We start from the raw sequence: 24,902 nt of genomic DNA on the forward strand, positions 1-24,902 counted from the left end.
GCGCGATGCTGGTAGTGGTATCCCCGGCCAAGAAGCTGGACTGGGCTGAGCGGGATCAGACGATGACCCGACCGGCCTTTCAGGAGGATGCCATTCGCCTGGCAGAGGTGGCGCGGGGGTTGAGCGTCGCGGAACTGATGAAGCTGATGCAAATCAGCGAAGATCTGGCCAAGCTGAACCATGATCGCTTTCGCAGTTTTGCCGATGACCCCAAAGACGCCGACCTGCGTCCCGCCGCGTTGGGATTTGCCGGTGATACCTATCAGGGGCTAGAGGCCGCCTCGCTGGACGCCGAAGAAATGGCCTGGGCGCAGGATCACTTTCGCATTCTCTCGGGGCTCTATGGTCTGTTGCGGCCGCTGGACGGGTTGCAGCCCTACCGGCTGGAGATGGGATCGCGGCTGAAATCTCCGCGCGGCAAAAACCTTTATGAATATTGGGGCAGCCAGATTGCCGAAGCGCTGAACGCCCAGGCCGAGCAGGTCGGCGCGCAGGTTCTGGTCAACTGTGCCAGCCAGGAATATTTTGGTGCCGTCGATCTGAAGGCGCTGAAACTGCAGGTGGTGACGCCGGTCTTCATGGAGCTGAAGAATGGTACGCCAAAGATTGTCAGCTTTTACGCCAAACGTGCCAGGGGCGCGATGGCACGCTACGTGATCCAGCACCGGCTTTGCGAGCCCGAGGCCCTGCAGGGATTTGATGCAGGCGGCTATTGCTATCAGCCAGAGCTGTCAGAGCCGCAAAAACCGGTTTTCCTGCGTCAGCCAGAGGCCTGAGCCTAGGCGGCGGTGGTTACTTTGACGGGCTGGAAAGCGGTCGTGGTGTGTTGCAGAATGCGGTCCAGAATGACCGCCTTGCGCAGTGGTTTGGTCAGATAGTGATCCAGTCCGGCGGCGAGGATGCCTTCGGAATCGCCATTCATGGCATGCGCCGTCAAGGCCACGATGGGCACGTGACGACCGGTCAGCATCTCTAGCTGACGGATGCGCTTGGTGGCTTCTTTGCCATCCATCTGCGGCATGGAAATATCCATGAAGATCAGATCAGGTTCAAAGTTCTGATACTGTTCAAGCGCCTCTAGGCCATTGTTGGCAAACTGTAGATCGATGTTGAGATCTTTGACCATCTTGCGAAAGACAAGCTGGTTGGTCTTGTTGTCTTCGGCGGCCAGAATGCGCATCTGGCGCGCCTGCATCTCTTCCGGGGGCGGGGCAAAGTGTTTGGCTGCTGCATTATCTGTGGCATAGGCCTGTTCCAGGGTCATTCGTGCTGGTTCTGCCTCTACGGTCCCGCCTGTCTGTACCGTCCAGCCTTCCTGTGCGATCAACTCTGGTACGGCGCTGCTGTTGGCGTCTGGCACCTGGGGCGTGGTGGTGACACCGGCAGCGGTTTGTTTATCCATCAGGGCATTGCCCAGGGTCGCAAGCTTGGCAAACAGGGCATCGCGCGGCGTCGGCCTTGGCAGCAGATCCAGAGAGAGTTCCTTTATGTCATTTGGGGGGTATTCGTGCAGATTGGAGCAGAGCATCACAATGGGCACATCCTGCCATCCTTGCTCGCGCAGCTGCCGGGGAAGCGCCAGCCCCCCATCGCCGGAGAGGGTGTGATCACCAATAACGATGTCGATGCCATCGTTCATCTTTGCCCCTGCCTCTGAAACGTTCTTTGCCGCAGTGACCTCAATCCCCAGCAACATGAGCTGTCGCTGCAGAATTTCAGTATTGAGCGTCGAATCGTCCACCAGCAGAATATGTTGCAGGCTTTTGGGCAGATTGGGGACGGGGCTATGGGTTAGCCCGACAGTGGGCAGCGGAATGCGGAATCCAAAGCAGGATCCTTTGCCCTCGTCGCTTTCGACCCAGATTTCGCCCTCCATCAATTCAATCAACCGTCGCGAGATGGCCAACCCCAGACCAGTGCCTTCGAACTGGCGATTGCGTTCATCCTCGACCTGGTTGAATTCACCAAAGACGTGATCGATCTTGTCCTCGGGGATGCCGATGCCGGTGTCTTCAATCATGCAATGCACCGCGCAGATGCCCTCTTCGGGATCGGAAATTCCGGTGACGCGCAGGGTGACATGGCCTGTTTTGGTGAATTTCACCGCATTGCCAGCCAGATTGGTCAATACCTGCCGGATCCGCCCCGGATCGCCAATAAACTGGGTGGGCAGGAACAGGTCGTAATCCACCAGCATCGACAGGCCCTTGTCGCGCGCGGTGGGTTGCAACAGCATGACGATTTCGTGGATGCAGCGTTCCAGATCAAAGGCTTCTGTGTGCAGGACAAGCTTGTCGGCCTCGATCTTGGAATAATCCAGCACATCGTTGATGATCACCAAGAGCGCCTCACCCGAGTTCTGGATGGTCTTGGCGTAGAGCTGTTGTTCTTCGTTCAGGTTGGTGTCGTTCAGCAGTTCCGCCATGCCGACAACGCCATTCATCGGGGTGCGAATCTCATGTGACATATTGGCGAGGAAGGCTGATTTGGCACGGTTGGCCGCCTCGGCCCGTTCGCGGGCGTTGCGCAGCTCTTCCTCGTAATGCACCGAAGAGGTGATATCGAGCGCTAGGCTCACCACGTCGCCGCCATGGCCACGTTGGTCGATAAGGCGCAGATAGCGGTCGTCCCACATCTGGATGATAATGGGCTCGGGCGAGATCGACAGCCAGCGGTCGCCCATCATGGCGCGCCAGGCATCGGGTTTCAGCTTGCCGGTATTGACCAGGCCTTCATCGGTCAGAATTTGCAGGATCCGCGTGTACGAAACCCCTGGGGTGACCTCTTCCAGACCATCAAAGATGTTGAGATAGGCCGTATTGGCACCGAGCAACTGGCTGTCTGCGTTGAAAAAGGCAAAGCCATCCTGAAAGGCCTGGATTGAATGCCAGAGCCGCCGTTCTGCGGTTTCGATCTTTTCGTTGGCCATGCTGAGGTCGGATTTGACCTTGGCATTTTCATCCCGCACCGTCGCCACTTCGGCCTGGGTGACGCCGATCTGCTTGGTCAGCGCCAGCGCATGACGGCCCAGTTTGCGATTCGCAGCCGAGAGCTCAGCTTGCTTGAGTTCAAGCAAGCGTTCTGCAGCCAGCCTGGCGCGACGCTCTTCTGTGACCTTGTCAGCAAGGCTCATCCCTGCGGGCTCCATCAAAATAACAACAATAGAATCCCCAAATGGGGGCAACGGTTCGGCAAAAATCAAATGTCTGGTAACTAGTCTTAGGCGTGAACATCTTGCTATGACGTTAAGCCCGTGTCAGCCTGACGGCGATTTGGGAGAGCGTCATGTCAGTTCAATTTTTTGCACGATTCACGTTTTTTATTGTTTGGGCACATCGCATTGGTGCCAAAGTTGCCGCCGCTTGGGCGGGGTGGGGCAAAGGGGCCAGTCGCGCGCTTGTGGTGCTGACGTTTGCGGCGACGGTCGCTGGCCTGCCCCAGAGTGCTAGGGCAGACTCGGCTATTCCGCCGCTGCGCTATCAGGCCTTTATGGATACGGATTATTACGGATCGGATCTGCAGGCGCTGTTTGATACTGATCTTGCCGCCTGCGAACGGGCCTGCTCTGTCCAGGATAGCTGCGCCGGATTTTCCTACAATACGCGGGCCAATGCCTGTTTCCCAAAGCAGAATATGCAGACGGCCACGCCCTTTGTTGGGGCGGTTTCTGCCCTGAAGCGGGTCCAATCCCCACAGATGCTCGCCCAGGGCGAGAGACGCGCTAAAGATCTGGCCTTCCTGCGCGAATCGGATTTGCAGCTGGCCTATCGCCAGGCCAAGGAGATCGGCCTGCGCCATGCCGCCGAAGGGGCCACCCTTGAGGATATGGTGATCGCCGGGCAGATCCAGGCCCGCAATGGCAATGATAAAGGCGCGTTGCGCTGGCTGGCGCAGGCGGTGGCGCTCAGCGATGAGGCCGGGCTTTGGGCGGAATATTCTGCCGTATTGCTACGCTACAGCGGCGGCAAAAGCGGGGACAAACAGGAACTGCGCAATCAGGCGCTGGCGGCCGGGTTGAACGCCTTTTTGCGCGCACCTTCAGATGCGGTGCAGGCCAATGGGCTGGTGGCCGCGGCGCTGGCGCTGGAAAAGCTGGGTCGGGGGCGGGACATGCTGCCGGTGCTGCGCCTGGCACAGGCCCGCGCCCCGCGCCAGGATATCGCTGGGCTGCTGGACCGCTCTATTGCCAAATACGGCTTTCACGTCACCGACAGCCGGGTGCATAGCGACGACGCCAATCCGCGGCTCTGCGTTGAATTCTCGGAACCGCTGCTGCTCAGCGGGGTTTCCTATGAGGATTATGTCAAACTGCCAACTTCCGGGGTTGTGGCCACCGCCCAGGGGCATGAACTTTGCCTCGAAGGGCTGGAGCATGGGCAGCGCTACAGCCTGACCCTGCGCCGGGGACTGCCTGCGGCGAATGGCGAGGCGTTGCTCAAGGATGTGGACCTGACCCATTATATTGGCGACCGCAGCCCGGCGGTGCGGTTCCCCGGCCGTGCCTATGTGCTGGCCAAGACAGATCAGGCAGCGCTGCCGATTGAAACGGTCAATCTGGATGAGGTCGACCTGCGCCTGCGCCGGATGAGTGACCGCAACCTGCTGCGCAGCATTCAGGATGGCTACTTTGGCCGCCCGCTGTCGCAGTGGCAGGAAGAACATTTTGCTAGCGATATCGCCGAAGAGATCTGGCGCGGCACCGCAGTTCTGCAGAATGAACTGAACCAGGATATGACCACCCGGCTGCCCCTGGCCGAAGCAATAAGTGGACAACCGGTTGGCATCTACGCGCTTTCGGCCAGCATCAAGGGCGCCGACCCCTATGACAATCCCGGTGCCACCCAGTGGTTTGTACTGACGGATCTGGGGCTGAGCTCTCTGTCTGGCAGCGATGGGCTGCATGTACAGGTGCAGGGGCTGTCGGATGCCAAGCCGCGCGCCGGGGTTGAGGTCACGCTGATTTCCAACGCTAATGCGGTGCTGGGCAAAACCATCAGCGACGCAACAGGCTATGCGCATTTTGCGCCCGGTCTGGCGCGCGGGCGTGGTGGTGCTGCCCCGGCCATGGTTCTTGCCCGGGTATCTGGCTCCGATGATGCAGAGACGGGCGAGGATCTTGCCTTTTTGTCGCTGAAAGATGCGGCCTTTGATCTGTCCGATCGCGGCGTCGAAGGCCGCCCGGCTCCTGGCCCGGTGGATGTCTTTCTGGCCACGGATCGCGGCGCTTATCGCGCCGGAGAGGTGATCCATGTCACTGCGCTGACCCGTGATAGCACCGCCCAGGCAATCGAAGGCCTGCCGCTCAGCGCTATTTTGACCCGTCCCGATGGGGTGGAATACAGCCGCCATCTGTCAAGCGGCGGCAAGATGGGCGGTCATGTCTTTGCCCTGCCCGTGGGGCCAAGCGCGCCGCGGGGCACCTGGCGGCTGGATATCAAAAGCGACGTAAAGGCCCCGGCCCTGGCCACGCGCCAGATCCTGGTCGAAGATTTCCTGCCGGAACGCATCGATTTTGAACAAAGCGTCGCCAATGCGGATCTGCTGCGCCAGGGCGAGGCCGCGCAGATCGACATCAAGGCGCGCTATCTGTTTGGCGCCCCCGGCGCTGACCTGGCCATCGACGGCGATCTGCGTCTGCGTCCGGTTGACCGTCTGGAAGACTGGCCCGGCTATCGCTTTGGCCGCCATGATGCGCCGCGCGACAGTCAACGCAACTACTTTGGCGATGAAAGCACCGATGCGGTAGGCGCGGCCCGGATTACCGTGGCCCTGCCCGAAATTGAGGCCGCAGGCCGCCCGCTTGAGGCTTCGCTGACCACCCGGCTGACGGATGGATCGGGCCGCCCGGTGGAACGCAGCCTGGATCTGCCGGTCAGCCCCGAGGGGCCGATTCTGGGCATCAGGCCGCTGTTTGAGGATGTGGTCGCCGAGGGCACCGAAGCTGGCTTTGAACTGGTGGCGCTGTCTCCCAGCCGCCAGCCGATGCCGATGCGGGTGAAATGGAGCCTGAACCGGATCGAGACCCGCTATCACTGGTATCAGCTCTATGGCAATTGGAACTGGGAACCCAGCACCCGCCGCAAGAGCATCGCCACGGGCGAAGCCATGCTGGGCGAGACCCCCTTGGCGTTGTCGACCCCAACCGATTGGGGCCAGTATGAATTGGTGGTGGAACGGCTGGATGGTGACTATGTCGCCGCTTCGCTGGATTTCTATGCCGGGTGGTACGCCCCGGCCGATGCTTCGGCAACGCCAGACCGGCTGGAGGTGTCGCTGGATCGCGATAGCTATAGCCCCGGCGATACTGCCCGGCTGCGGCTGCTGCCGCAAAGCAGTGGCACGGCGCTGATATCGGTGCTGTCGAACCGGGTTATCGAACGCCAGGCCGTAGAGGTCGAGGCTGGCGAAGTGGTGATCCCGCTGAACGTGACGCAGGACTGGGGCAGTGGTGCCTATGTGACCGCGACGATGCTGCAACCGCTGAGCGGGCGTGCCAGCCGGACCCCAACACGGGCGCTGGGGCTGGTGCATGCCAAGGTGACCCAACCGGGACAAGAGCTGCGGGTCAGCGTCGAGGCTCCGGAACTGGCGCGCCCCCGCAGCACTGAAACGGCGCGCATTGCCGTGACCGGGGCCGCACCCGGGGCGCAGGTCTGGCTGACGGTGGCGGCGGTGGATCTGGGGATCCTCAACCTCACCGGGTTCAAATCGCCCGACCCAAGCGGGTATTATCATGGCCAGCGCCGCCTCGGGATGGAGCTGCGCGACCTTTACGGACGGTTGATCGATCCGGGCAATGGTGCCTTTGGGCAGCTGCGTTCGGGTGGCGATGCGAACCGCGGCCTGCAGATGCAGTCGCCGCCACCCACCCAGGATCTGGTGGCCTTCTTTTCCGGCGCAGTGCAGGTGGATGAAAGTGGAACGGTTGATTTCCCGATGGATCTGCCAGCCTTTAACGGTACCGTGCGGCTCATGGCTGTGGCCTGGTCCAAAACGGCGGTTGGTCAGGCCGAAGCCGATATGCTGGTGCGCGACCCGGTGGTTGTAACCGCGACGCTGCCGCGCTTTCTTGCCCCCGGAGACCAAAGCCGGGTGTGGATTGAAGTGGTGCATGCTGATGGCCCGGCGGGTGAAATGCGGCTAAGCGCACAGAGCCTTGGCGCCGGCCTTTCCCTTGGGGCGCTGCCCGCTTCGGTGGTGTTGGAAAAACAGGGCAAGGCGGTGCTGGAATTGCCGGTCACCGCCACGGCTGTTGGTGATCCGGAACTGGTGTTATCGCTGGTGACGCCTGCGGGCAAACAGCTGAGCCAGGTCCTGCGCCTGCCGGTGCGGGATAATGATCCGGTTGTGGCGACCACCCGCCGTTTCAGCCTGCAAAAGGGCGGGACATTCCAGCTGACGCAGGATGTCTTTGCCGGGCTGAACCCGGGCACCACCCGTGCCGTTCTGTCTGCGGGACCGCTGGCCCGGTTTGACGTGCCCGGTCTGCTGCAAAGCCTGGATCAATATCCCTATGGTTGTACTGAGCAGGTGACATCCAAGGCGCTGCCGCTGCTCTATCTGTCGTCGGTGGCGCAGTCGCTGGGCCTGGGGAGGGGGCCGCAGGTGGATGCGCGTATTCAAGCGGCAATTCAGCGGGTGCTGACCCGCCAGGCCAGCAATGGCGCCTTTGGCCTGTGGCGGGCTGAAAGTGGTGATTTCTGGCTGGATGCCTATGCTTCTGATTTCCTGTCGCGGGCGCGGGCACAGGGGCATACTGTCCCTGAAAAGGCCTTTGTGCGCGCCATGGACAACCTGCGCAACCGGATCAACTATGCCTCTGATTTTGACGGGGGCGGCGAAGATGTGGCCTATGCGCTGCTGGTGTTGGCCCGTGAAGGGGCCGCTGCCATGGGCGATCTGCGCTACTATGCCGATGTAAAGGCAAATGATTTTGCCACACCTCTGGCGGCGGCGCAGTTGGGGGCGGCGCTGGCGGCTTACGGCGATCAGCGCCGGGCGGACCGGATGTTTGTCCAGGCGGGGGAGATGCTGCAACAGGCCGGGGTGGAACGCCCGGTTTGGCGCGCCGACTATGGCACCCAGCGCCGCGATGCGGCAGGCGTGCTGGCCTTGGTGGTCGAGGCCAGATCCGATGCCCTGCCGCTGGAACGGCTGACTCAGCTTGTGACGGCAAAAACCGACCGCAGATCAACGCAGGAATCCGCCTGGACCCTGCTGGCGGCCCATGCGCTGATCAAATCTCCAGAGGAGTCAGGCATTCTGGTCAATGGCCAGCCGAGCACAGGCCCCTTTGTGCGGGTGAGCGGTGATCAGCTGGGGCTGGATCTGGCAATTTCCAGCGCCAGCGGCGCGGCGACGGATCTGACCCTGACCACGCTTGGCGTGCCAGAGGTGCCGCCCGCAGCTGGGGGCTATGGCTATACCATTCAGCGCAGTCACTACAGCCTGGATGGGCAGCAACTGGCGGGGACGGAGTTTGCGGTTGGCGATCGCTTTGTTACCGTGCTGCAGGTGACGCCGCATGAAACAACTGGCGCGCGGCTGATGGTGAATGATCCGCTGCCCGCCGGGGTGGAGATTGACAACCCTAACCTGCTGCGCTCGGGTGATCTGCGCGATCTGGAGTGGTTGCAACTGACCGAGGCCGAGCACGCGGAATTCCGCAGTGATCGCTTTCTGGCGGCGGTGGATCTGTCCGGCAGCAAACCGGTGACGCTGGCCTATATTAGCCGGGCGGTGACGCCGGGGCGGTTCCACCACCCGGCGGCCCAGGTCGAAGACATGTACCGCCCGGCCTATCGTGCCCATACCGCTGCCGGATCGGTTGAGATCCGGTGACCCAGGGCGCATCTGCCGGGTCGCAGGCTGGGGGCGCATCGCGGCTGTGGTACCGGGGCTTTACCCTAGCGCTGGTGGTGGCCCTGATGTCGATCGGGCTGCGAGGGCTGGACCGGTGGGTGGCAGATACGGTGCTGCCTGTCACCCTGGCGGAAACCTCGACAGAGGTGCTGGATCGTAACGGTGATCTGCTGCGGGTCTATCCCGTGGGGACAGGCATCTGGCGGATGGCACCGCAGCTGGAACAGGTCGATCCGCGCTTTATTGCGATGCTCACCGCCTATGAGGACCAGCGGTTCCAGTCCCACGCGGGGGTGGATCCGCTGGCCCTGCTGCGGGCGCTGGGGCAGGCGCTGTGGCACGGGCGTACCGTGTCGGGCGGATCGACCCTGACGATGCAGCTGGCGCGGCTGCTGGAGGATGGCACCACGGGGGCCTGGGCGGGCAAAATCCGCCAGATGCGTCTGGCACTGGCACTGGAACGGCACCTGTCCAAGAATCAGATTCTGGCGCTTTACCTCACCCATGCGCCCTATGGCGGCAACCTGGAAGGTATCCGCGCCGCCAGCTATGCTTGGTTCGGCCGCGCGCCCAATCGACTGACGCCCTCGCAGGCGGCGTTGCTGATTGCCTTGCCGCAATCGCCCGAACGTCGCCGCCCGGATCGTGCACCAGCTGCGGCGCAGGCGGCGCGCGACCGGGTGCTGGATCGGTTGGCGCAGGCGGGATTGCTGACAGGAGCCGAGGTTGCCATGGCAAGCCAGGCCCCGCTGCCGTCTGTCATGCGGCCCTTCCCGCGTCTGGCGCCGCATCTGTCGGACCGGCTGCTGGCAACGCGACCGGGGGCGGCGCGGCTGGCGCTGACCCTGGACGGGCAGGTCCAGGCCAAGATGGAACAGTTGGTGGCAGAGGCGGCAACCCGTGCAGGGGCGCGGATCTCGGCGGCGCTGCTGGCGGTGGATCACCAGACCGGAGAGATCATCGCCTCGGTAGGCTCCCCCGCCTATGCCGATAGCGCGCGGCAGGGCTTTGTCGATATGACCCAGGCGCTGCGCTCGCCGGGGTCCACCCTGAAGCCGCTGGTCTATGGCATGGCGTTTGAGGCCGGTCTGGTGCACCCCGAAAGCTTGATCCATGATGGCCCGATTGATTTTGACGGCTATGCGCCGCAGAATTTTGATGGGGTCTTTCGCGGCGATGTCCGGGTGCGACAGGCGCTGCAACTGTCGTTGAATATCCCGGTGGTTCGCCTAACCCGAGAGATCGGCCCGGCGCAGGTGCTGGCCCGGCTGCGCCGGGGCGGTGCGCAGCCACAATTGCCCGCCGACGGCAAACCCGGATTGGCCATCAGCCTGGGCGGCATCGGCACCTCGCTGCAGGATCTGGTACAGGTCTATGCGGGGATTGCTGCGGGGGGCCAAGGGGTTGCCCTGCGCAGTGATCAGACCGTTGCCCCCGATCCGCTGCCCCGGCTGCTGTCCAAGGTGGCTGCGTGGCAGTTGGGCGATATCCTGCGCGAAATGGCGCCGCCAGCGGGGGCGCGGGCTGGGGTGCTTGCTTACAAAACTGGCACATCCTATGGCCACCGGGATGCCTGGGCCATTGGCTGGGATGGGCGGCATGTGATTGGGGTCTGGCTGGGGCGGGCGGATGGCACCCCGGTCCCGGGGGCCTTTGGCGGCGATCTGGCCGCCCCGTTGCTGTTCGAGGCCTTTGGTCGCCTGAAACCCGAGATGACGCCCTTTGCCCCGCCGCCGGCGGCGACGCTGATGGTCGGGGCGGCAGAACTGCCGCTGCCGCTGCGCCGGTTTCGCCCCCGCGATGCAGTCTTTGATGCGGCGGCGGATGCGCCGCAACTGCTGTTCCCGCCGGATGGCGCCCATCTGGCGCTGGAGGGCGGACCGTTGGTGGTGAAACTGCGTGGCGGCCTGGCCCCCTTTGCCCTGCTGGCGGATGGCCGGGTTCTGACCAAGGGGCAGCGGCGGCGCGAATTCGAAGTGCCCAATCCCGGACAGGGGTTTTCCAGCCTGGTGGTGGTCGATAGCGCGGGCCAAAGCGCCCGTGCAGGGGTGGAGATCGACGCGCCTGGCCTCTGAGGCTGCCCCTCTGTGCCTGTCGTTTGTGGTGCCTTTCTGTTGGTCTGTGTGACTACCTGCGCGCCTGTGCGCCTGCCGTTCGGCCCGCCTCCCCTAGCGACGGCCTTCGCGCAGCCAGCCAGCCAGGATGAAGCCAGCCGCCAGCAGCAGCCCCAGCCAGGCCGGTAGAAGCGCTGTTTGCGAGACAGATAGGGTTTCATGCGCGGCGCGAGGGGTCAGGCCGATCCAGTTGCGCCCGGCGGCGGGGCGGCCCGGCTTTACGTCGCGCAGCTTTGGCAGGCCCTGTTCCAGGCGCAGGCTGCCGCCGCGTAGCGGTGCCAGCACCGGGGCTAGCACTGCCTCGGTGGCGATGGTCTGCTGAAATTCGCGCGGTGCTGCCGGCCCAAGGCCGACAACCGCGCTGACCTCGCCTTCGCGCAAGCGGTAGAGCCCGGGCATGCTGCCGGTATGGGTTGCCTCCCATAGGCCGGGGGCGCGTTGCTGCATGGCCAGGGTGGTTTCTTGCCCATCGGGGGCGGTGATCACCAGCGGCCCGGCTGCGCCCTGCATGCGGCGGCGAAAAATCTGCATGCTCTGGCCGGTGCTTTCCGCCCAGAGCATCTCTTCCTCCAGCTCTGGTTCTTTCATCATCCAATGGGCAAGGCGGCGCAGCAGTTCCAGCTGTGGCCCGCCGCCTTGATAGCCGCGACTCCAGAGCCAGGCATGGTCCGAGGCCAGGAGTGCCACTCGTCCGGCCGCTACCCGATCAAGCACCAGCAGTGGCCGGGTGCCGAGGCCCTGCATCAGTACATGTCCCTGTGGCGAAGACAGTTCGATCTGGCGCAGCCAACTGCCCCAGGGGGGGGCATCATCAGGGCCGGTTTCGGCGGATGTGCCGCTGGCGCGATGGACCTGTTCCAACCCGGCGGTGACCGGGTGACGATGGCCCAGATCGGTGATCCGGGGGCGGTAGGGCTGTTCCAGCACCCGCGCGGTGGGGGCGGCGGGCAGCACCCGCGACAGGGGCGAGCGATAGATCGAATCGGCGCTGGCAAAATCCGGCCCAGCTGCCACCAGAACCGCACCGCCCTGTTCCACATAGTTGGCCACATTATCGAGATAGAGCGCGGGTAGAATGCCGCGCCGTTTGTAGCGATCAAAGATGATCAGATCAAAATCCTCGATCTTTTCCAAAAATAGTTCGCGGGTGGGAAAGGCGATCAGCGACAGCTCATCCACCGGCACCCCGTCCTGTTTTTCTGGCGGGCGCAGGATGGTGAAATGCACCAGATCAACCGAGCTGTCGGATTTCAGCAGATTGCGCCAGGTGCGCCCGCCGGCATGTGGCTCTCCCGAGACCAGCAGGACCCGCAGCCGATCACGCACGCCATTGATCTGCACCAGGGCGGCATTGTTGCGATCGGTCAGCTCGTTCTCGGCCTGTGGGGTGGCAAAGCGGATCACGTTGCGCCCGCCATGTGGCAGGGTCAGGGGCAGGTCGAAATCCACCCCCAGCGGCAGGACAAAGCGCTGCACCGGGCCACCGTTTATGGAAATTTCCAGCGGTGCCTGGCGTTGATCCGGCGGCGCGGCGCCTTGATCCTCGATCCGCAGAGTCAGGGTGACAGGTTCGCCGATGATGGCAAAGGCGGGCGCCTTGCGCAGCACCAGGCGGCGATCCCAGTCGCCCTGCCGTCCGGTCAGCAACAGATGCATCGGCGCGGGCAGATCAACCGGCTGGTCGGCGTCATGCACCTGCCCGTCCGACAGTGCGATAATGCCAGCCACACGGCCCTGTGGCTCATCCGCGAGCGCTCGTGACAGCGCCTGCATCAGGGCGGTGCCACTGTCACCTGCGCCATCGGGTAGGTCGATCCAGCGGGTTTCGGTATTGGGTCGCGCAGCCAGCTGCCGTTCCAGCCCGGCGCGGGCCTCTGCCAGCTGGGCCTGCCGGTCCGACAGATGCTGGCTGGCGGTATTGTCCACCGCCACCAGCACGATATCTTTCAGGTCTGCACGGTTTTCGTGCTGGGCCACCGGCCCCATCAGGGCCGCCAGCAGGCTCAGCGCGGCCAGTCCGCGCAGCCCCCAGCCGGGCAACCGGCGCCACAGGGCCAGCGCGGTGCAGACCAGCGCCAGCGCCATCAGCACCCAGAGTACAGGCCAGGGCAGCAGCGGATCAAAGAGCAAAACCTGTGTCATCGCATCCGCCCCTATTGTCCCAGCCGTTCCAGCAGGGCTGGCACATGCACCTGGTCTGATTTGTAATTCCCGGTGAGCACATGCATCACAAGATTGACCCCAAAGCGAAAGGCCAGTTCGCGCTGGCGTTCGCCGGAATAGCCGCGCCCAACTGGCAACAATGGCCTGCCGTTGCGATCCACCGCCCAGGCCGCGGCCCAGTCATTGCCGCCAATTACCACCGGGGTCACCCCATCGTTGAGGTCGCGAAAGGGGATGCCCTCGACCTGCTCTGCATCGGCTGGTGCCGCCTCAACCCAAAGCGGGCCGCGCGGGTGGCGGCCGGGAAAATCCTGCAAGAGGTAAAAGGCCCGGGTCAGCACATGATCGGATGGCAGCGGTTCCAGCGGCGGGATATCCAGCGACAGGGCCAATTGCTGCAACCGGCGTGCGGCGGCGCTGGCCGCCCCGTTGGTTGGGCGGCTGCTGGCCAGTGCTGCATCGCGGGTGTCGAACAGGATCATGCCGCCAGAACGCAGATAGGTATTCAGCCGCGCATAGGCCGCCGCCGAGGGCAGCGCTTGTTCCGGGATCACCGGCCAGTACAGCAGCGGGTAGAGCGCCAGATCGTCGCGTTCCAGATCAATGCTGACTGGCGGTGCGGGTTCCACCGAGGTGCGAAAATACAGAGTGTCCGACAGGCCACGCAGCCCGGCCAGGGCGATGCGGTCGGTTGTCGCATCGCCAGTGAGAACATGCGCCAGGGTCAGCTCGGCAGCGCGGGTGACATGATCCGGGGGGATGTCCTGACCGGCATCTTGACCAGAGCTAGCGGGGCTTTGCACCGGCGCTTGGGCCCGTTCCTGCGCCTGTACCAGTCCCTGCGCTTGCGCGGGGGCGGGGATCAGGCCTGCAATCAGCAGACCAGCGCCAATTACCCCAGCCCCGGCGATCATGCCCACCCCGGAAGCGCGCCGCAAAAGGCCGCTGATCTGCAGGGTTGCCAGCACATCCAGGCTCAAGAGCAGCAGCGCCAGCCCCAACAAGAGCCCTGCCAGCGGGCGTTCCGGGGTGCTGTCATAGCCGACAAGGCTGATCCCAGCCCCCCAGCGCGCTGGGGTCAGGCTGTCGCCCTGGCGCAGGGCGTTGCGGGCCAGACTGTGACCACCGCTTTGATAGAGACCAGGGCGCAGTGTCGGCCCAGACTCGGCTGTGATCAGATCGGGGCCGGATATACCGGGCAGGGTGTCGGCCTCGGCCCGACGGCCAAAGCCATCCAGCACCGTGACGGGCCGCCAGGTGGTGCCCTCCAGGCTGGTGGCCTCTGGCGGTTTGGCGGCAGAAGAGACCGCCAGCCGTTCCAGCATGCGCACAAACAGACCCGAGAGCGGCAGGCTGCTCCATTCCGCATTGGCGGTGACATGGAACAGCACCACCTGCCCCTGTCCCAGTGGCTTGCGGGTGACCAGGGGGGTGCCGTCTTCCAGCGCGGCGATGACGCGATCGGCGAGGCTGGGGTCGGGTTGGGCCACCACCTGGGATGAAACAGAAACCTCCTCGGGGATGGTCAGGCCAAAGAAGGGGGAACCCGCGGCAAAGGGGGCTAGGGTCTTGGGTTCACCCCAGCTCATGGCGCCGCCGATGCTGCGCCCGCCAATGCGCAGGCGCACCGGCATGAGGATTTCTTCATCCTTGCGGGCGGTGTCGCTGCTGGCCAGACGTGGCCCGGCAAAGCGCAGCAGCAAGCCGCCCTCCTCGACCCAGGCGATCAGCGCGTCGTTGATCTGTGGCGACAGTCGCGCCACATCGGCCAGCACGATAACATCGGGGTTGGCGGGCAGGATCTCGCTCAGGCTGCCCTCCAGCAGGTCAGCGGTGGGGGCCAGAGCCTGGCGCAGGTAGTGCAGTTGCGAGAGCAGTGCCAGCCCTTCATCTGCGGCGCCAGCGGCAATCAGGGCCACCTCGCGCCGCCGCAGGCGGTCATCGCTAAGGCTGACGGCTCCGGCGGAACGCTGGCCGGGGATTTCAAAGCGTTCAATGCGGGCGCGCAGTTCGGCGGGCAGGGTCAGCCGGGTGCTGGCCCGCAGCGCTTCGGGTGCAAAGGAAAGCCCAACCTGCGCCAGGGTACGTTGGGTGCCGCCGGGGTCACGACCACGGGCCTGCACCAGTATTTCGGTCGGAGTGTTGCCATTGGGGGCCGCATGGCTGCGCAGGGCAGAAATTTCCAGTGCGCCGTCTTGTGCTTCGGGCGGCAGCAGCCCCAGCACCGGCAGACCCGAAGAGACCACGGTGACTGCGCCCCGGGCGGCCAGCGCGGTTGTGATGCTTTCCTGTCCAGGATAGGCCAGCCCATCGCTAAACCAGAGACTGTCAAAGCCCAGGTCGCTATTGTTCAAATGGTCCAGTGTCGCCTGGATCTGCGCCGGGCCTGGCTGCCAGGGCTGGGGGTGCAGCCCGGGCAGTTGACTTTGCCAGGTGCTGGCGGCCTGAAACTGTAGCGCCTGCGGTGAGCTTAGCTGCAATAGGGCCACGGGGCGATTGGCGCGCCCGGCATCTTCAAGCCGGGTGGCGATCTGCTTGCGGGTCTGCGCCCAATGCGCCGCCCCCGCCCAGGAGGCATCGACCACGACGACCAAAGGCCCGGAACCTGCCATCTCGCGCGTTGGGTTCAGCACCGGCCCGGCAAAGCCGAGGATCGCTGCCGCCACCGCCAAGAGCCGCAGCGCCAAGAGCCACCAGGGGGTGCGGTCAGACTGGCTGTCGCGGTCCGACAGGCCCAGCAGCAGGATCACTGCCGGAAAGACCCGTTTCTTTGGCGCAGGCGGTACTGCCCGCAGCAGGATCCACAGAATAGGCAGTGCCAGCAGCCCCAGAAGCAACCAGGGCGCGACAAAGCCAAGGCCGGCAATTGATGTCATGGCTGGCCTCGATCCATCGCATGATAAAGCCACATAAGGGCGGCAAGGGCGGGGTCATTGCTGCGGTGCAGCCCCAGACGCCAGCCGGTGGTTCGGCACAGCTGATCCAGCGCATCGCGCCGTTCGGCCAGTCGCGCCAGATAGGTCTGGCGCAGGGCATCTGCCTTCAGGGTCTCATGGCTGAGCGCGCCGCTGACGCTTTCGAACCGGGTGCGGCCAGCATAGGGAAACTGCTCTTCCGCCGGGTCCAGCACTTGCAGCAAGACCCCCTGAATGCCGCGATCCGCTGCCTTGGACAGGGCGCGTTCCAGCGGCGCAAAGGGACCGAGAAAATCTGAAATGAACAGGGCGCGGGCCTGCGGAGCCATGGCGCGGTCCTCGGGTGGTGCATAGTCTGCAACCTGCAGAGAGGGGTCTTTGGGGCTGTCTTGGACATTGCTGAGCGCCTCTGCCAGACGCAGGCTTTGCAAGGTGCCGCGGCGCGGCGGCAGGCTGCCGCCGGTCAGCCCGACCCGTTCGCCACCGCGCAGCATTAGAATAGATAGGGCCAGGCCAATCAGGCAGGCGCGGTCGATCTTGCGCGGCTGCGCAGAAGAGGAGGCAAAGCGCATGGAGGCTCCCGCATCAACCCAGAGATAGACCGTCTGGGCAATTTGCAATTCGCGTTCGCGGACAAATTGCACATCCCCCCGCGCGGATCGGCGGTGATCGACCATCCGGCGGCTATCGCCCTGTTGCAAGGGCCGGTATTGCCAGAAATCATCGCCCATGCCGACCCGCCGCCGCCCGTGGTCGCCGCTTAGCACTGACCCGGCCAGTTGCTGCGCCTGCACCAAGAGCGGCGGCAGGGTGCTGGCGGCGCTTTCGGCGGCGCTGCGCAGCCTGGCAGGGGCATTTGCGGCTTCCTGAGGGGCGGCGGTCTGGCTCATGCGGCGATCCTGCTTTTGTTCAGGTCGGCGGCGGTTTCACGGATCAGATCCGCAAGGCTGTCACCACGCGCCCGTGCTGCAAAGCTGAGCTGCATGCGGTGGCTAAGCACCGGCAGCGCCATGTCGAGCACATCCTCGGCGTTTGGCGCAAGCCGACTTTGCAGCAGGGCGCGGGCGCGCACCGCCAGCATCAGCGCCTGTGCGGCGCGGGGGCCTGGCCCCCAGGCCACGGTCTGCGCCACCTGCTCTGACACATCGGGTTCACTGGGGCGGAAGGCGCGCACCAGATCCAGGATCAGCTCCACTACGGCATCGCCCACGGGCATGCGCCGCAGCAGGGTCTGGGCCGCGACCAGTTCGGCGGCGCTAAAGACCGCATGGGCGCTGTCTTCGCTGTTGCCCGTGGTGGCCAGCAGGATGTCGCGTTCGGTGTCGCGGGTTGGGTAGGGCACGTCGATCTGCAGTAAAAAGCGGTCCAGCTGCGCTTCGGGCAGCGGGTAGGTGCCTTCCTGTTCGATTGGATTCTGGGTGGCCAGCACGTGAAACGGCTGGCCCAGCGGCCGGTCGGCACCGGCGACGGTGACCTGGCGTTCCTGCATCGCCTGCAGCAGCGCCGATTGGGTGCGCGGGCTGGCCCGGTTGATTTCATCCGCCATCAGCAGCTGGCAAAACACCGGCCCCGGCAGAAAGCGAAAGGCCCGGCTGCCATCTGCGGCCGTGTCCAGGACTTCCGAACCGAGAATATCGGCGGGCATCAGATCGGGGGTGAATTGTACCCGTTTGCCATCCAGCCCCATCACGGTCGAAAGGGTTTCCACCAGCCGGGTCTTGCCCAGGCCGGGCAAGCCGACCAGCAGCCCATGGCCGCCGCACAGCAGGGTGGCCAGCGTCAGGTCCACAACCCGTTCCTGGCCGATGAAGCGGCGGGTGATCGAGTCGCGCGCCAGTTGTAGCTTTTGCTCCAGCGCTTCGATGCCGGCCAGCAGGTCATCAGGTTCGGGCATGACATTCCTTTCTCTGCGGATATACAATCGTATTGTATCGCGGTTGAGGGAAATGGCAAAAGCAATGAGTGGACAAAAAACTGTGACACCATCGGCAGATGGGCTGGCCGCCTCGATCCGGGCGGCAGAGAAGGCGGCAGGCAAAGCGGGCGGCACGCGCGGATTGCCGCCGGTGCATCTGTGGAACCCACCCTTTTGCGGCGATCTGGACATGCGGATCGCCCGTGACGGCACCTGGTATTACCTTGGCAGCCCGATTGGCCGCTTTGAATTGGTCAAGCTGTTCTCTTCGATCCTGAAGCGTGAAGAGGGCAAGTATTTCCTGGTCACCCCGGTTGAAAAGGTTGGCATCACTGTGGATGACGCGCCCTTTGTTGCGGTCGATTTTGAGGCCACTGGGGCAGGGACAGGACAGCAGCTCTGTTTTACCACCCATGTGGGCGACCAGATGGTGGCGGGCCCAGAGCATCCGATTCGGGTGGAGCGAGACGCCGAGACTGGCGAACCATCGCCCTATGTGCTTGTGCGCGGCAATCTGGAGGCGCTGATTGACCGCAAAAGCTTTTATCGGCTGGTCGAGCTGGGCTGCCATTATGACGGCTGGTTTGGTCTCTGGTCCGGTGGGGAATTTTCCCCGGTGATCCCTTCGGATGAGCTGCCCGAAGGCTAGGGCTTGCTCTGGCTGCGGGTTAGGAAAAATGCGTTCTTTTCAGTGCTTGGCCTTGCGTGGGGCGGGCGCTAGACCCTAGCGAGATCATGGGTGCCTGCGTGGCGAGAACAGACAGGAGATCTCCTTAAATGCCTAGATTCGCGGCAAATATTTCAATGCTCTTTGCCGAGCTGCCCTATCTGGAGCGTTTCGCTGCCGCTGCCGCTGCGGGGTTCACGGCGGTAGAGATCCTGTCCCCCTATGATGTCGCGGCAAAAGAGACCCAGCGGGCGCTGCTGTCGCAGGGGCTGGAGCTGCTGCTGATCAACGCGCCGCCGCCCAATTACACTGGCGGGGTGCCGGGTTATGCGGCACATCCCGATGGGGTTGACCGGTTTCAGCGTGATATTCGCCGGGTGCTGCGCTACGGCGAGGTGCTGAGGGTGGGGCTGATCCACATCATGGCCGGCTATGCCAAGGGCGATGAAGCCCGCGAGACCTTTATCAACAACCTGCGCTGGGCGGCGGATTTTGCGCCCAGTCAGCGCTTTACCATCGAGCCGCTGAATGCCGGCGATCAGCCGGGGTATTTCCTGGACGATTACAACCTCGCCGCAGAGATTCTGGAGGCAGTGAACCGTCCCAATGTCGGGCTGCAATATGATGCCTATCACGCGCAGATGATCCATGGCGATGCAGCGCAGGTCTGGCAGAGCTTTGGCAAGCAGGCACTGCATGTCCAGATTGGGGCTGCGCCCAGCCGATGCGAGCCCGGCACCGGACCGGTGGATTTTGAGGCCCTGTTCCAAGCCATTGATGCCAGCGGTTACAAAGGCTGGATCAGTGCTGAGTACACCCCTTCGACCCGGCGCACCGAAGACAGCCTGGGCTGGCTGCCGAGATCGCGGGTGCTCAGTATTGCACGGGGCTGAGGCCAGGTCTGACGGCTGGGCTGGGGGGGCGCGCCAAAGACGGTGTGTTGCATTGCGGTAAAGGCAGGCGCTCCCGCCAATTCCGCAACATCCCCCTGGGGGATGTTGCTGCAATGTTGGGGGTGGCGCCGCGCTGACGCGCGGCGGCTTTGCCGCCCTTGACCCGAATCAGCAGAAAAAGGGGGGTGCGTCGGCCCGTGAGGCCCAAAATGCCCGGGGCTTGGCGCGGGCGCGCCGCGCGTCAGCGCGGTGCCACCCCCAACGGGGGAGGACCAATCTCTGATTGTTCCGAGACTGGCGGGAGAGCCGCCCTGGTACAGGATGAATGGATCCTGGCCATAAAGCATGTCGCGTTCATTGCCATTCAGGCGACACGCTCTAGTGCGCTTCGGCCCAATTCCTGCCCTGGCCGGCATCGACGCTCAGCTTGACGTCCAGATGCACGGCGGGGCTGGCGGCACTCTCCATGACCTGGCGGGCGGTTTCTATGGTCTCTGTCACCGCCTCTTTGGGGACCTCAAACAGCAGTTCATCGTGGACCTGCAGCAGCATCCGCGCAGGCAGGTGGGCTATGGCCTGGGGCATTCGCACCATGGCGCGCCGGATCACGTCGGCGGCAGTGCCCTGAATTGGTGCGTTGATAGCGGCGCGTTTGGCAAAGCTGGCGCGCGGTCCCTTGGCGGTGATTTCGGGCGTATGGATCTTCCGGCCAAACAGCGTCTGCACGTAGCCGTGCTCTTTGGCAAACTCCACCGTCTGATCCATATAGGCGCGAATGCCCGGAAAGCGTTCGAAGTAACGGTCGATAAAGCCCTGGGCCTCGGCGCGTGGAATGCGCAGATTGCGGGCCAGACCAAAGCCGGAGATGCCGTAGATGACGCCAAAGTTGATCGCCTTGGCCTGGCGGCGAATATCCGAAGTCATTTCTTCCATCGGCACGTTGAACATTTCTGACGCGGTCATGGCGTGGATGTCCTGCCCTTCGGCAAAGGCGGCCTTCAGCGCGTCGATCCCCGCGACATGCGCCAGGATGCGCAGCTCAATCTGGCTATAATCGAGGCTGAGCAGCAGATTGCCTTCATCGGCTACAAAGGCCTCGCGGATGCGGCGGCCTTCCTCAGAGCGCACGGGAATGTTTTGCAGGTTGGGGTCGGATGAGGCCATGCGCCCCGTATTCGCGCCGGTCTGGATGTACGAGGTATGCACCCGGCCAGTTTCGGGGTTGATATGGTCCTGCAGCGCATCCGTATAGGTGGATTTCAGCTTGCTCAGTTGGCGCCAGTCCAGCACCAGGCCCGGCAGTTTATGTTCGGTGGCCAGGTCTTCCAGGATATCTGCACCCGTGGCATAGGCGCCTGTCTTGCCTTTTTTGCCGCCTGGCAGCTCTAGCTTGTCAAACAGGATCTCGCCCAGCTGTTTGGGCGAGCCGACATTGAAGGGCTGCCCGGCGAGGGTGTGGATTTCATCCTCAAGCCCGGCCATTTTCTGGGCAAAGGCATTGGACATGCGGCTGAGCGTGTCGCGGTCCACCTTGATGCCGTTGCGCTCCATCTCGGCCAGTACCGGCACCAGCGGGCGTTCCAGGGTTTCATAGACCGTGGTGACCTGCTGCTGGTGCAATTCGGGTTTGAAATGCTGCCACAGGCGCAGGGTGATATCGGCATCTTCGGCGGCATAGGGCACGGCATCGGCCAGCGGCACCCGGTCAAAGGTGATGGCGGATTTGCCCGTGCCCAGCAGCGGCTTGATTGGCAGGGGCGTGTGGTCGAGATAGCGTTCCGACAGGGTATCCATACCGTGGTTATGTTCACCCGCATGCAGCGCATAGGACATCAGCATGGTATCGTCGATCGGCGCCACATCAATGCCATAGCGGTGCAGGATCTTGGCGTCATATTTCATGTTCTGGCCGATCTTGAGCACCGCCGGATCCTCAAGCATCGGCTTCAGGATCGCCAGCGCATCTTCCAGCGGCATCTGCCCATCGGCGAGGCCTTCACCGCCAAAGAGATCATCGCCGCCCTGTTTATGGGTCAGCGGAATGTAGCAGGCTGCCCCCGGTTCAACGCAGAGCGACACGCCAACCAGATCTACCACCATGGCATCCAGCCCGGTGGTTTCGGTATCCACCGCCACATAGCCGCGCGTATAGATTTGATCGATCCAGCCCTGTAGGGCGGCGGCATCACCAACTGAGGTGTATTTTTCCGCGTCAAAGGGCACGGCGCTGGGGGGGGCGACAGGGGCGGCTTCGCTCACGGGTGCTTCGGGGATGCTGGGCACTTCGCGGCCCAGCTGTTCGGCCATACGCTTGGCCAGGGTGCGGAACTCCATTTCCGCAAGAAAGCCCAAAAGCACCTCGGCATCGGGTTCCAGTACCTCAAGATCTTCGAGGGCGAAATCCAGATCCATGTTGCAGTCCAGCTGCACCAGACGTTTGGACATTTCGATCTGGTCGCGCTTGTCGATCAGGGTCTGACGACGCTTGGGCTGTTTGATCTCTTCGGCGCGATCCAGCAGCTCTTCGAGAGAGCCAAATTCATTGATCAGCAAAGCGGCGGTCTTGATGCCGATGCCAGGCGCGCCGGGGACATTGTCGACGCTATCGCCTGCCAAGGCCTGCACATCCACCACCCGGTCGGGGCCGACGCCGAACTTTTCCACAACGCCATCGCTGTCGATGCGTTTGTTCTTCATGGCGTCCAGCATTTCAACGCCGCCGCCAACCAGCTGCATCAGATCCTTGTCCGATGAAATGATGGTGCAGCGCCCGCCGGCATCGCGCGCCTGATGGGCGAGGGTGGCGATGATATCATCGGCTTCAAAGCCCTCGACCTCTTTGCAGGCGATGTTAAAGGCACGGGTGGCCTCGCGGGTCAGCGGGAACTGGGGGCGCAGATCTTCGGGGGCCGGCGGGCGGTTGGCCTTGTAGAGATCATACATCTCATTGCGGAAGCTTTTGCCGGAATGGTCAAAAATCACGGCGACATGGGTGGGGGCATCCGGGCCGGTGTTGGCCTCGACATAGCGGTGCAGCATGTTGCAAAAGCCGGCCACAGCGCCAATTGGCAGACCGTCTGATTTGCGCGTCAGTGGCGGCAGGGCGTGATAGGCCCGGAAGATAAAGGCCGAGCCATCAATCAGATGCAGATGGCAGCCCTTGCCGAATGTACTCTCGCTCATGCCTGTCGCGCTCCCCTGGGAAATCCGTTCGTGTTCCGTTTCCGGTTATCGGTGATCTGGCGCGCAAGGGCAATTGCCGTTTGGGGCCAGAGCCTAGAACATCCCCATGGCCAGCCCTGCGCCCAGAGCCTGACCCAGATCGGCGCAGCGGGCCAGTTCTGCTGGGGCAATGGATTTCTCGGCTAGGATCGCCTCGGGTGTCTGCGCATGGGTGCATAGGATCAGCGGCGCCTGGATCTCGCGCAGGCGCCAGCCCTGGGCGATGCGGGCCAGTTGCCGCGCCGCGCCGGTTCCATCAGAGCCGGCGCAAATCATCTGGGCATAGGCGCGCCCGTTGAGCTTGCCCAGCACCGGGTAGTAGCAGCGATCAAAGAACTCTTTCATCTGCCCCGACAGGCTGGCCAGATTTTCTGGGCCGCAAAACAGATAGGCCCCGGCCGCCAGCAGATCGTCGGGACCAGCCTCGGCTGCCTGCAAGAGCCGGGTGTCGCATTCCTGGCTGGCCGCTGTTGCTGCAGCTTTCGCCATTTGCCGACTGCCGCCGGTGCGGGAATGATAGATAATAAGAAGCGTGCTCATGCGTCCAGCATATCGAGAATGGACTGTGGTGTCAGCGGGATCAGTAGAACATGGCGGGTCGAGGCTGAGACAGGCTGCACCGCATGCGGGCGCATCGCATTTGCAGGGCCCAGGTTTCAAGCCCAGGCGAACCTGGCGGCAGCAGGGCCGACTGGGGCGCAGCCCAACAATCGCAATACAGGCAACCGGTCGGAAAAGCGCGCTAGCGATCCAGCCTGCTACATCGCTTAGTCTTCGAAAGACTTGAGGATGTATTTGCAATCACAATAGGGACATTCCACAAAGCCGGTGTCCTCGGGGATCTGCAGATAGACACGGGGATGACCCAACGCGCCTTCGCTGCCATCGCAGGCAACGCGGCTGGTCTCGACGATTTTGGTTTCGGGCGCTTCAATGGTCATCGCTGGCGGTCCTTATGAATTTCGGCTAGGCGCATGGTGAAACCATGTATGTATGATGCAAAAACCGGGGGCAAGAGCTGCAATGAGAGATGACGCAATCCATATCGAAAGCTTGCGCAAAACCTACAAGGGCGCCAAGGGCCAGCCGGAAAAGCAGGCTCTGAAGGGCATCGATCTGACCATTCCGCGCGGGTCCGTCTTTGGGCTTCTGGGGCCAAACGGGGCGGGAAAATCCACCATGATCAATATCATGGCCGGGTTGGTGCGCAAATCTTCCGGGCGAGTGACGATCTGGGGCTTTGATCAGGATGCCAACCCGCGCCAAAGCCGCGCCGCCATTGGGGTGATGCCGCAAGAGTTGAACCTGGATCCGTTTTTTACCCCGCGCGGCGCGCTGGAGGTGCAGGCAGGCCTTTACGGCGTGCCAAAATCAGACCGGCGCAGCGATGAGATCCTTGCCATGGTGGGGCTGACCGACAAGGCGCAGGCCTATGCCCGTACCCTGTCGGGCGGCATGCGTCGGCGGCTTCTCTTGGGCAAGGCGCTGGTGCATCACCCGCATATCCTGGTGCTGGATGAACCCACTGCCGGGGTGGATATCGAGCTGCGGCAAATGCTTTGGGCCAATATCCGCAAGCTGAACCAGCAGGGCATGACCATCATCCTGACCACCCATTACCTGGAAGAGGCCGAAGAGATGTGCGACGAGATTGCCATCATTGATCAGGGCAGCGTGGTGGCCCGCGACAGCACCGCCAACCTGCTGGGCCGTCTGGATGCCAAATCCATGGTGGTGCAGCCCGCCAGCCCGGTCACGACCCTGCCGCAGGGTGACGGCATCACCTCTGAACTGCGGGAAGACGGCGCGGTGGTGCTGCGCTATCATGGCAATGAAACCAGCGCCGAAGAGGTGCTGTCAGCCGTGCGCGCCGCCGAAATTTCCATCCGCGACGTCAAAACCGCCGAGGCCGATCTGCAGGATGTCTTCCTGTCGCTGACCAAATCGGGCTGAGCTGACAGGCAGCCCCTTTGCCCCGGCGGACGCCGGGACAGGGGATTGGCAATCTGTCTGAACAAAGCCTTGATCTGTTTCGCGGGCGAAACATTTGCCGGGGCGCTCTGTGCCGCGATAAGGGGCGCAGGGGGCGGCAAATCGGCCTGCAGTGCGGAAGGTGGTTCACCCCGGCGGGGCAAGGGGGTAAAAGGCTGC

At 63.4% G+C, this 24,902-nt stretch carries 14 protein-coding genes; 6 read left to right on the top strand and 8 right to left on the bottom strand.

Annotated elements, in window-relative coordinates:
* The first annotated feature begins 5 nt into the window (after positions 1-5).
* The gene (yaaA, locus tag LRK71_RS06055; RefSeq protein ID WP_232401844.1) at positions 6-776 is read left to right on the top strand and encodes a peroxide stress protein YaaA; all 771 of its coding nucleotides are present in this window, start codon (positions 6-8) and stop codon (positions 774-776) included.
* A 2-nt stretch (positions 777-778) separates the two neighbouring features.
* Here the strand turns inward: yaaA and LRK71_RS06060 are convergent, their stop codons facing one another.
* Positions 779-3,133: a response regulator gene (locus LRK71_RS06060; RefSeq protein ID WP_232401846.1), complete on the bottom strand. Its 2,355-nt coding sequence runs from the start codon at positions 3,131-3,133 to the stop codon at positions 779-781.
* Between the two features lie 152 nt (positions 3,134-3,285).
* Between LRK71_RS06060 and LRK71_RS06065 the strand changes: the two genes are divergently transcribed.
* Together LRK71_RS06065 and pbpC are read left to right on the top strand one after the other, a co-directional pair.
* Positions 3,286-8,841 carry an alpha-2-macroglobulin family protein gene (locus tag LRK71_RS06065; RefSeq protein WP_456300279.1) on the top strand — a complete coding sequence of 1,852 codons (5,556 nt, stop codon included), beginning with the start codon at positions 3,286-3,288 and terminating at the stop codon, positions 8,839-8,841.
* Positions 8,842-8,927: 86 nt separating this feature from the next.
* Positions 8,928-10,937 carry a penicillin-binding protein 1C gene (pbpC, locus tag LRK71_RS06070; protein WP_232401986.1) on the top strand — a complete coding sequence of 670 codons (2,010 nt, stop codon included), beginning with the start codon at positions 8,928-8,930 and terminating at the stop codon, positions 10,935-10,937.
* A gap of 93 nt (positions 10,938-11,030) precedes the next feature.
* On the opposite strand, the gene LRK71_RS06075 is transcribed toward pbpC, so the two are convergent.
* From LRK71_RS06075 to LRK71_RS06090, 4 genes are read right to left on the bottom strand one after another with little or no spacing between them, the layout of a single operon-like run.
* Positions 11,031-13,118, bottom strand: a complete 2,088-nt coding sequence (locus LRK71_RS06075) for a hypothetical protein (RefSeq protein WP_232401848.1) — start codon at positions 13,116-13,118, stop codon at positions 11,031-11,033.
* Positions 13,119-13,129: 11 nt separating this feature from the next.
* The gene (locus LRK71_RS06080) at positions 13,130-16,015 is read right to left on the bottom strand and encodes a DUF4159 domain-containing protein (protein ID WP_232401850.1); all 2,886 of its coding nucleotides are present in this window, start codon (positions 16,013-16,015) and stop codon (positions 13,130-13,132) included.
* Entirely contained in the window at positions 16,012-16,944 is a 933-nt protein-coding gene (locus tag LRK71_RS06085; protein ID WP_232401852.1) for a DUF58 domain-containing protein, read from the bottom strand. The genes LRK71_RS06080 and LRK71_RS06085 overlap by 4 nt, the downstream gene beginning before the upstream one ends.
* Positions 16,941-17,948 carry an AAA family ATPase gene (locus LRK71_RS06090; RefSeq protein ID WP_232401854.1) on the bottom strand — a complete coding sequence of 336 codons (1,008 nt, stop codon included), beginning with the start codon at positions 17,946-17,948 and terminating at the stop codon, positions 16,941-16,943. Before LRK71_RS06090 ends, LRK71_RS06085 begins: the two co-directional genes overlap by 4 nt.
* Before the next feature lie 64 nt (positions 17,949-18,012).
* Here LRK71_RS06090 and LRK71_RS06095 point away from each other — a divergent pair, with 64 nt between their 5' ends.
* Together LRK71_RS06095 and LRK71_RS06100 are read left to right on the top strand one after the other, a co-directional pair.
* On the top strand, positions 18,013-18,618 hold the full coding sequence (locus tag LRK71_RS06095) for a DUF1285 domain-containing protein (protein WP_232401856.1): 606 nt from the start codon (positions 18,013-18,015) through the stop codon (positions 18,616-18,618).
* Positions 18,619-18,746: 128 nt separating this feature from the next.
* Entirely contained in the window at positions 18,747-19,529 is a 783-nt protein-coding gene (locus LRK71_RS06100) for a hydroxypyruvate isomerase family protein (RefSeq protein WP_232401857.1), read from the top strand.
* A gap of 378 nt (positions 19,530-19,907) precedes the next feature.
* Here LRK71_RS06100 and polA read toward each other — a convergent pair whose 3' ends face one another.
* From polA to LRK71_RS06115, 3 genes are all read right to left on the bottom strand, one after another.
* Positions 19,908-22,712, bottom strand: a complete 2,805-nt coding sequence (polA, locus tag LRK71_RS06105; protein WP_232401859.1) for a DNA polymerase I — start codon at positions 22,710-22,712, stop codon at positions 19,908-19,910.
* A 93-nt stretch (positions 22,713-22,805) separates the two neighbouring features.
* On the bottom strand, positions 22,806-23,291 hold the full coding sequence (locus tag LRK71_RS06110) for a flavodoxin family protein (protein WP_232401860.1): 486 nt from the start codon (positions 23,289-23,291) through the stop codon (positions 22,806-22,808).
* Between the two features lie 227 nt (positions 23,292-23,518).
* Positions 23,519-23,692, bottom strand: coding sequence for a zinc-finger domain-containing protein (locus tag LRK71_RS06115; protein WP_232401861.1), 174 nt, complete (start codon positions 23,690-23,692; stop codon positions 23,519-23,521).
* Between the two features lie 82 nt (positions 23,693-23,774).
* Here LRK71_RS06115 and LRK71_RS06120 point away from each other — a divergent pair, with 82 nt between their 5' ends.
* Positions 23,775-24,704 carry an ABC transporter ATP-binding protein gene (locus LRK71_RS06120; protein ID WP_232401862.1) on the top strand — a complete coding sequence of 310 codons (930 nt, stop codon included), beginning with the start codon at positions 23,775-23,777 and terminating at the stop codon, positions 24,702-24,704.
* The last annotated feature ends 198 nt before the right edge of the window (positions 24,705-24,902 follow it).

Origin of the sequence: Pseudophaeobacter flagellatus (assembly GCF_021228235.1) — a bacterium.
Lineage (GTDB): Bacteria > Pseudomonadota > Alphaproteobacteria > Rhodobacterales > Rhodobacteraceae > Pseudophaeobacter > Pseudophaeobacter flagellatus.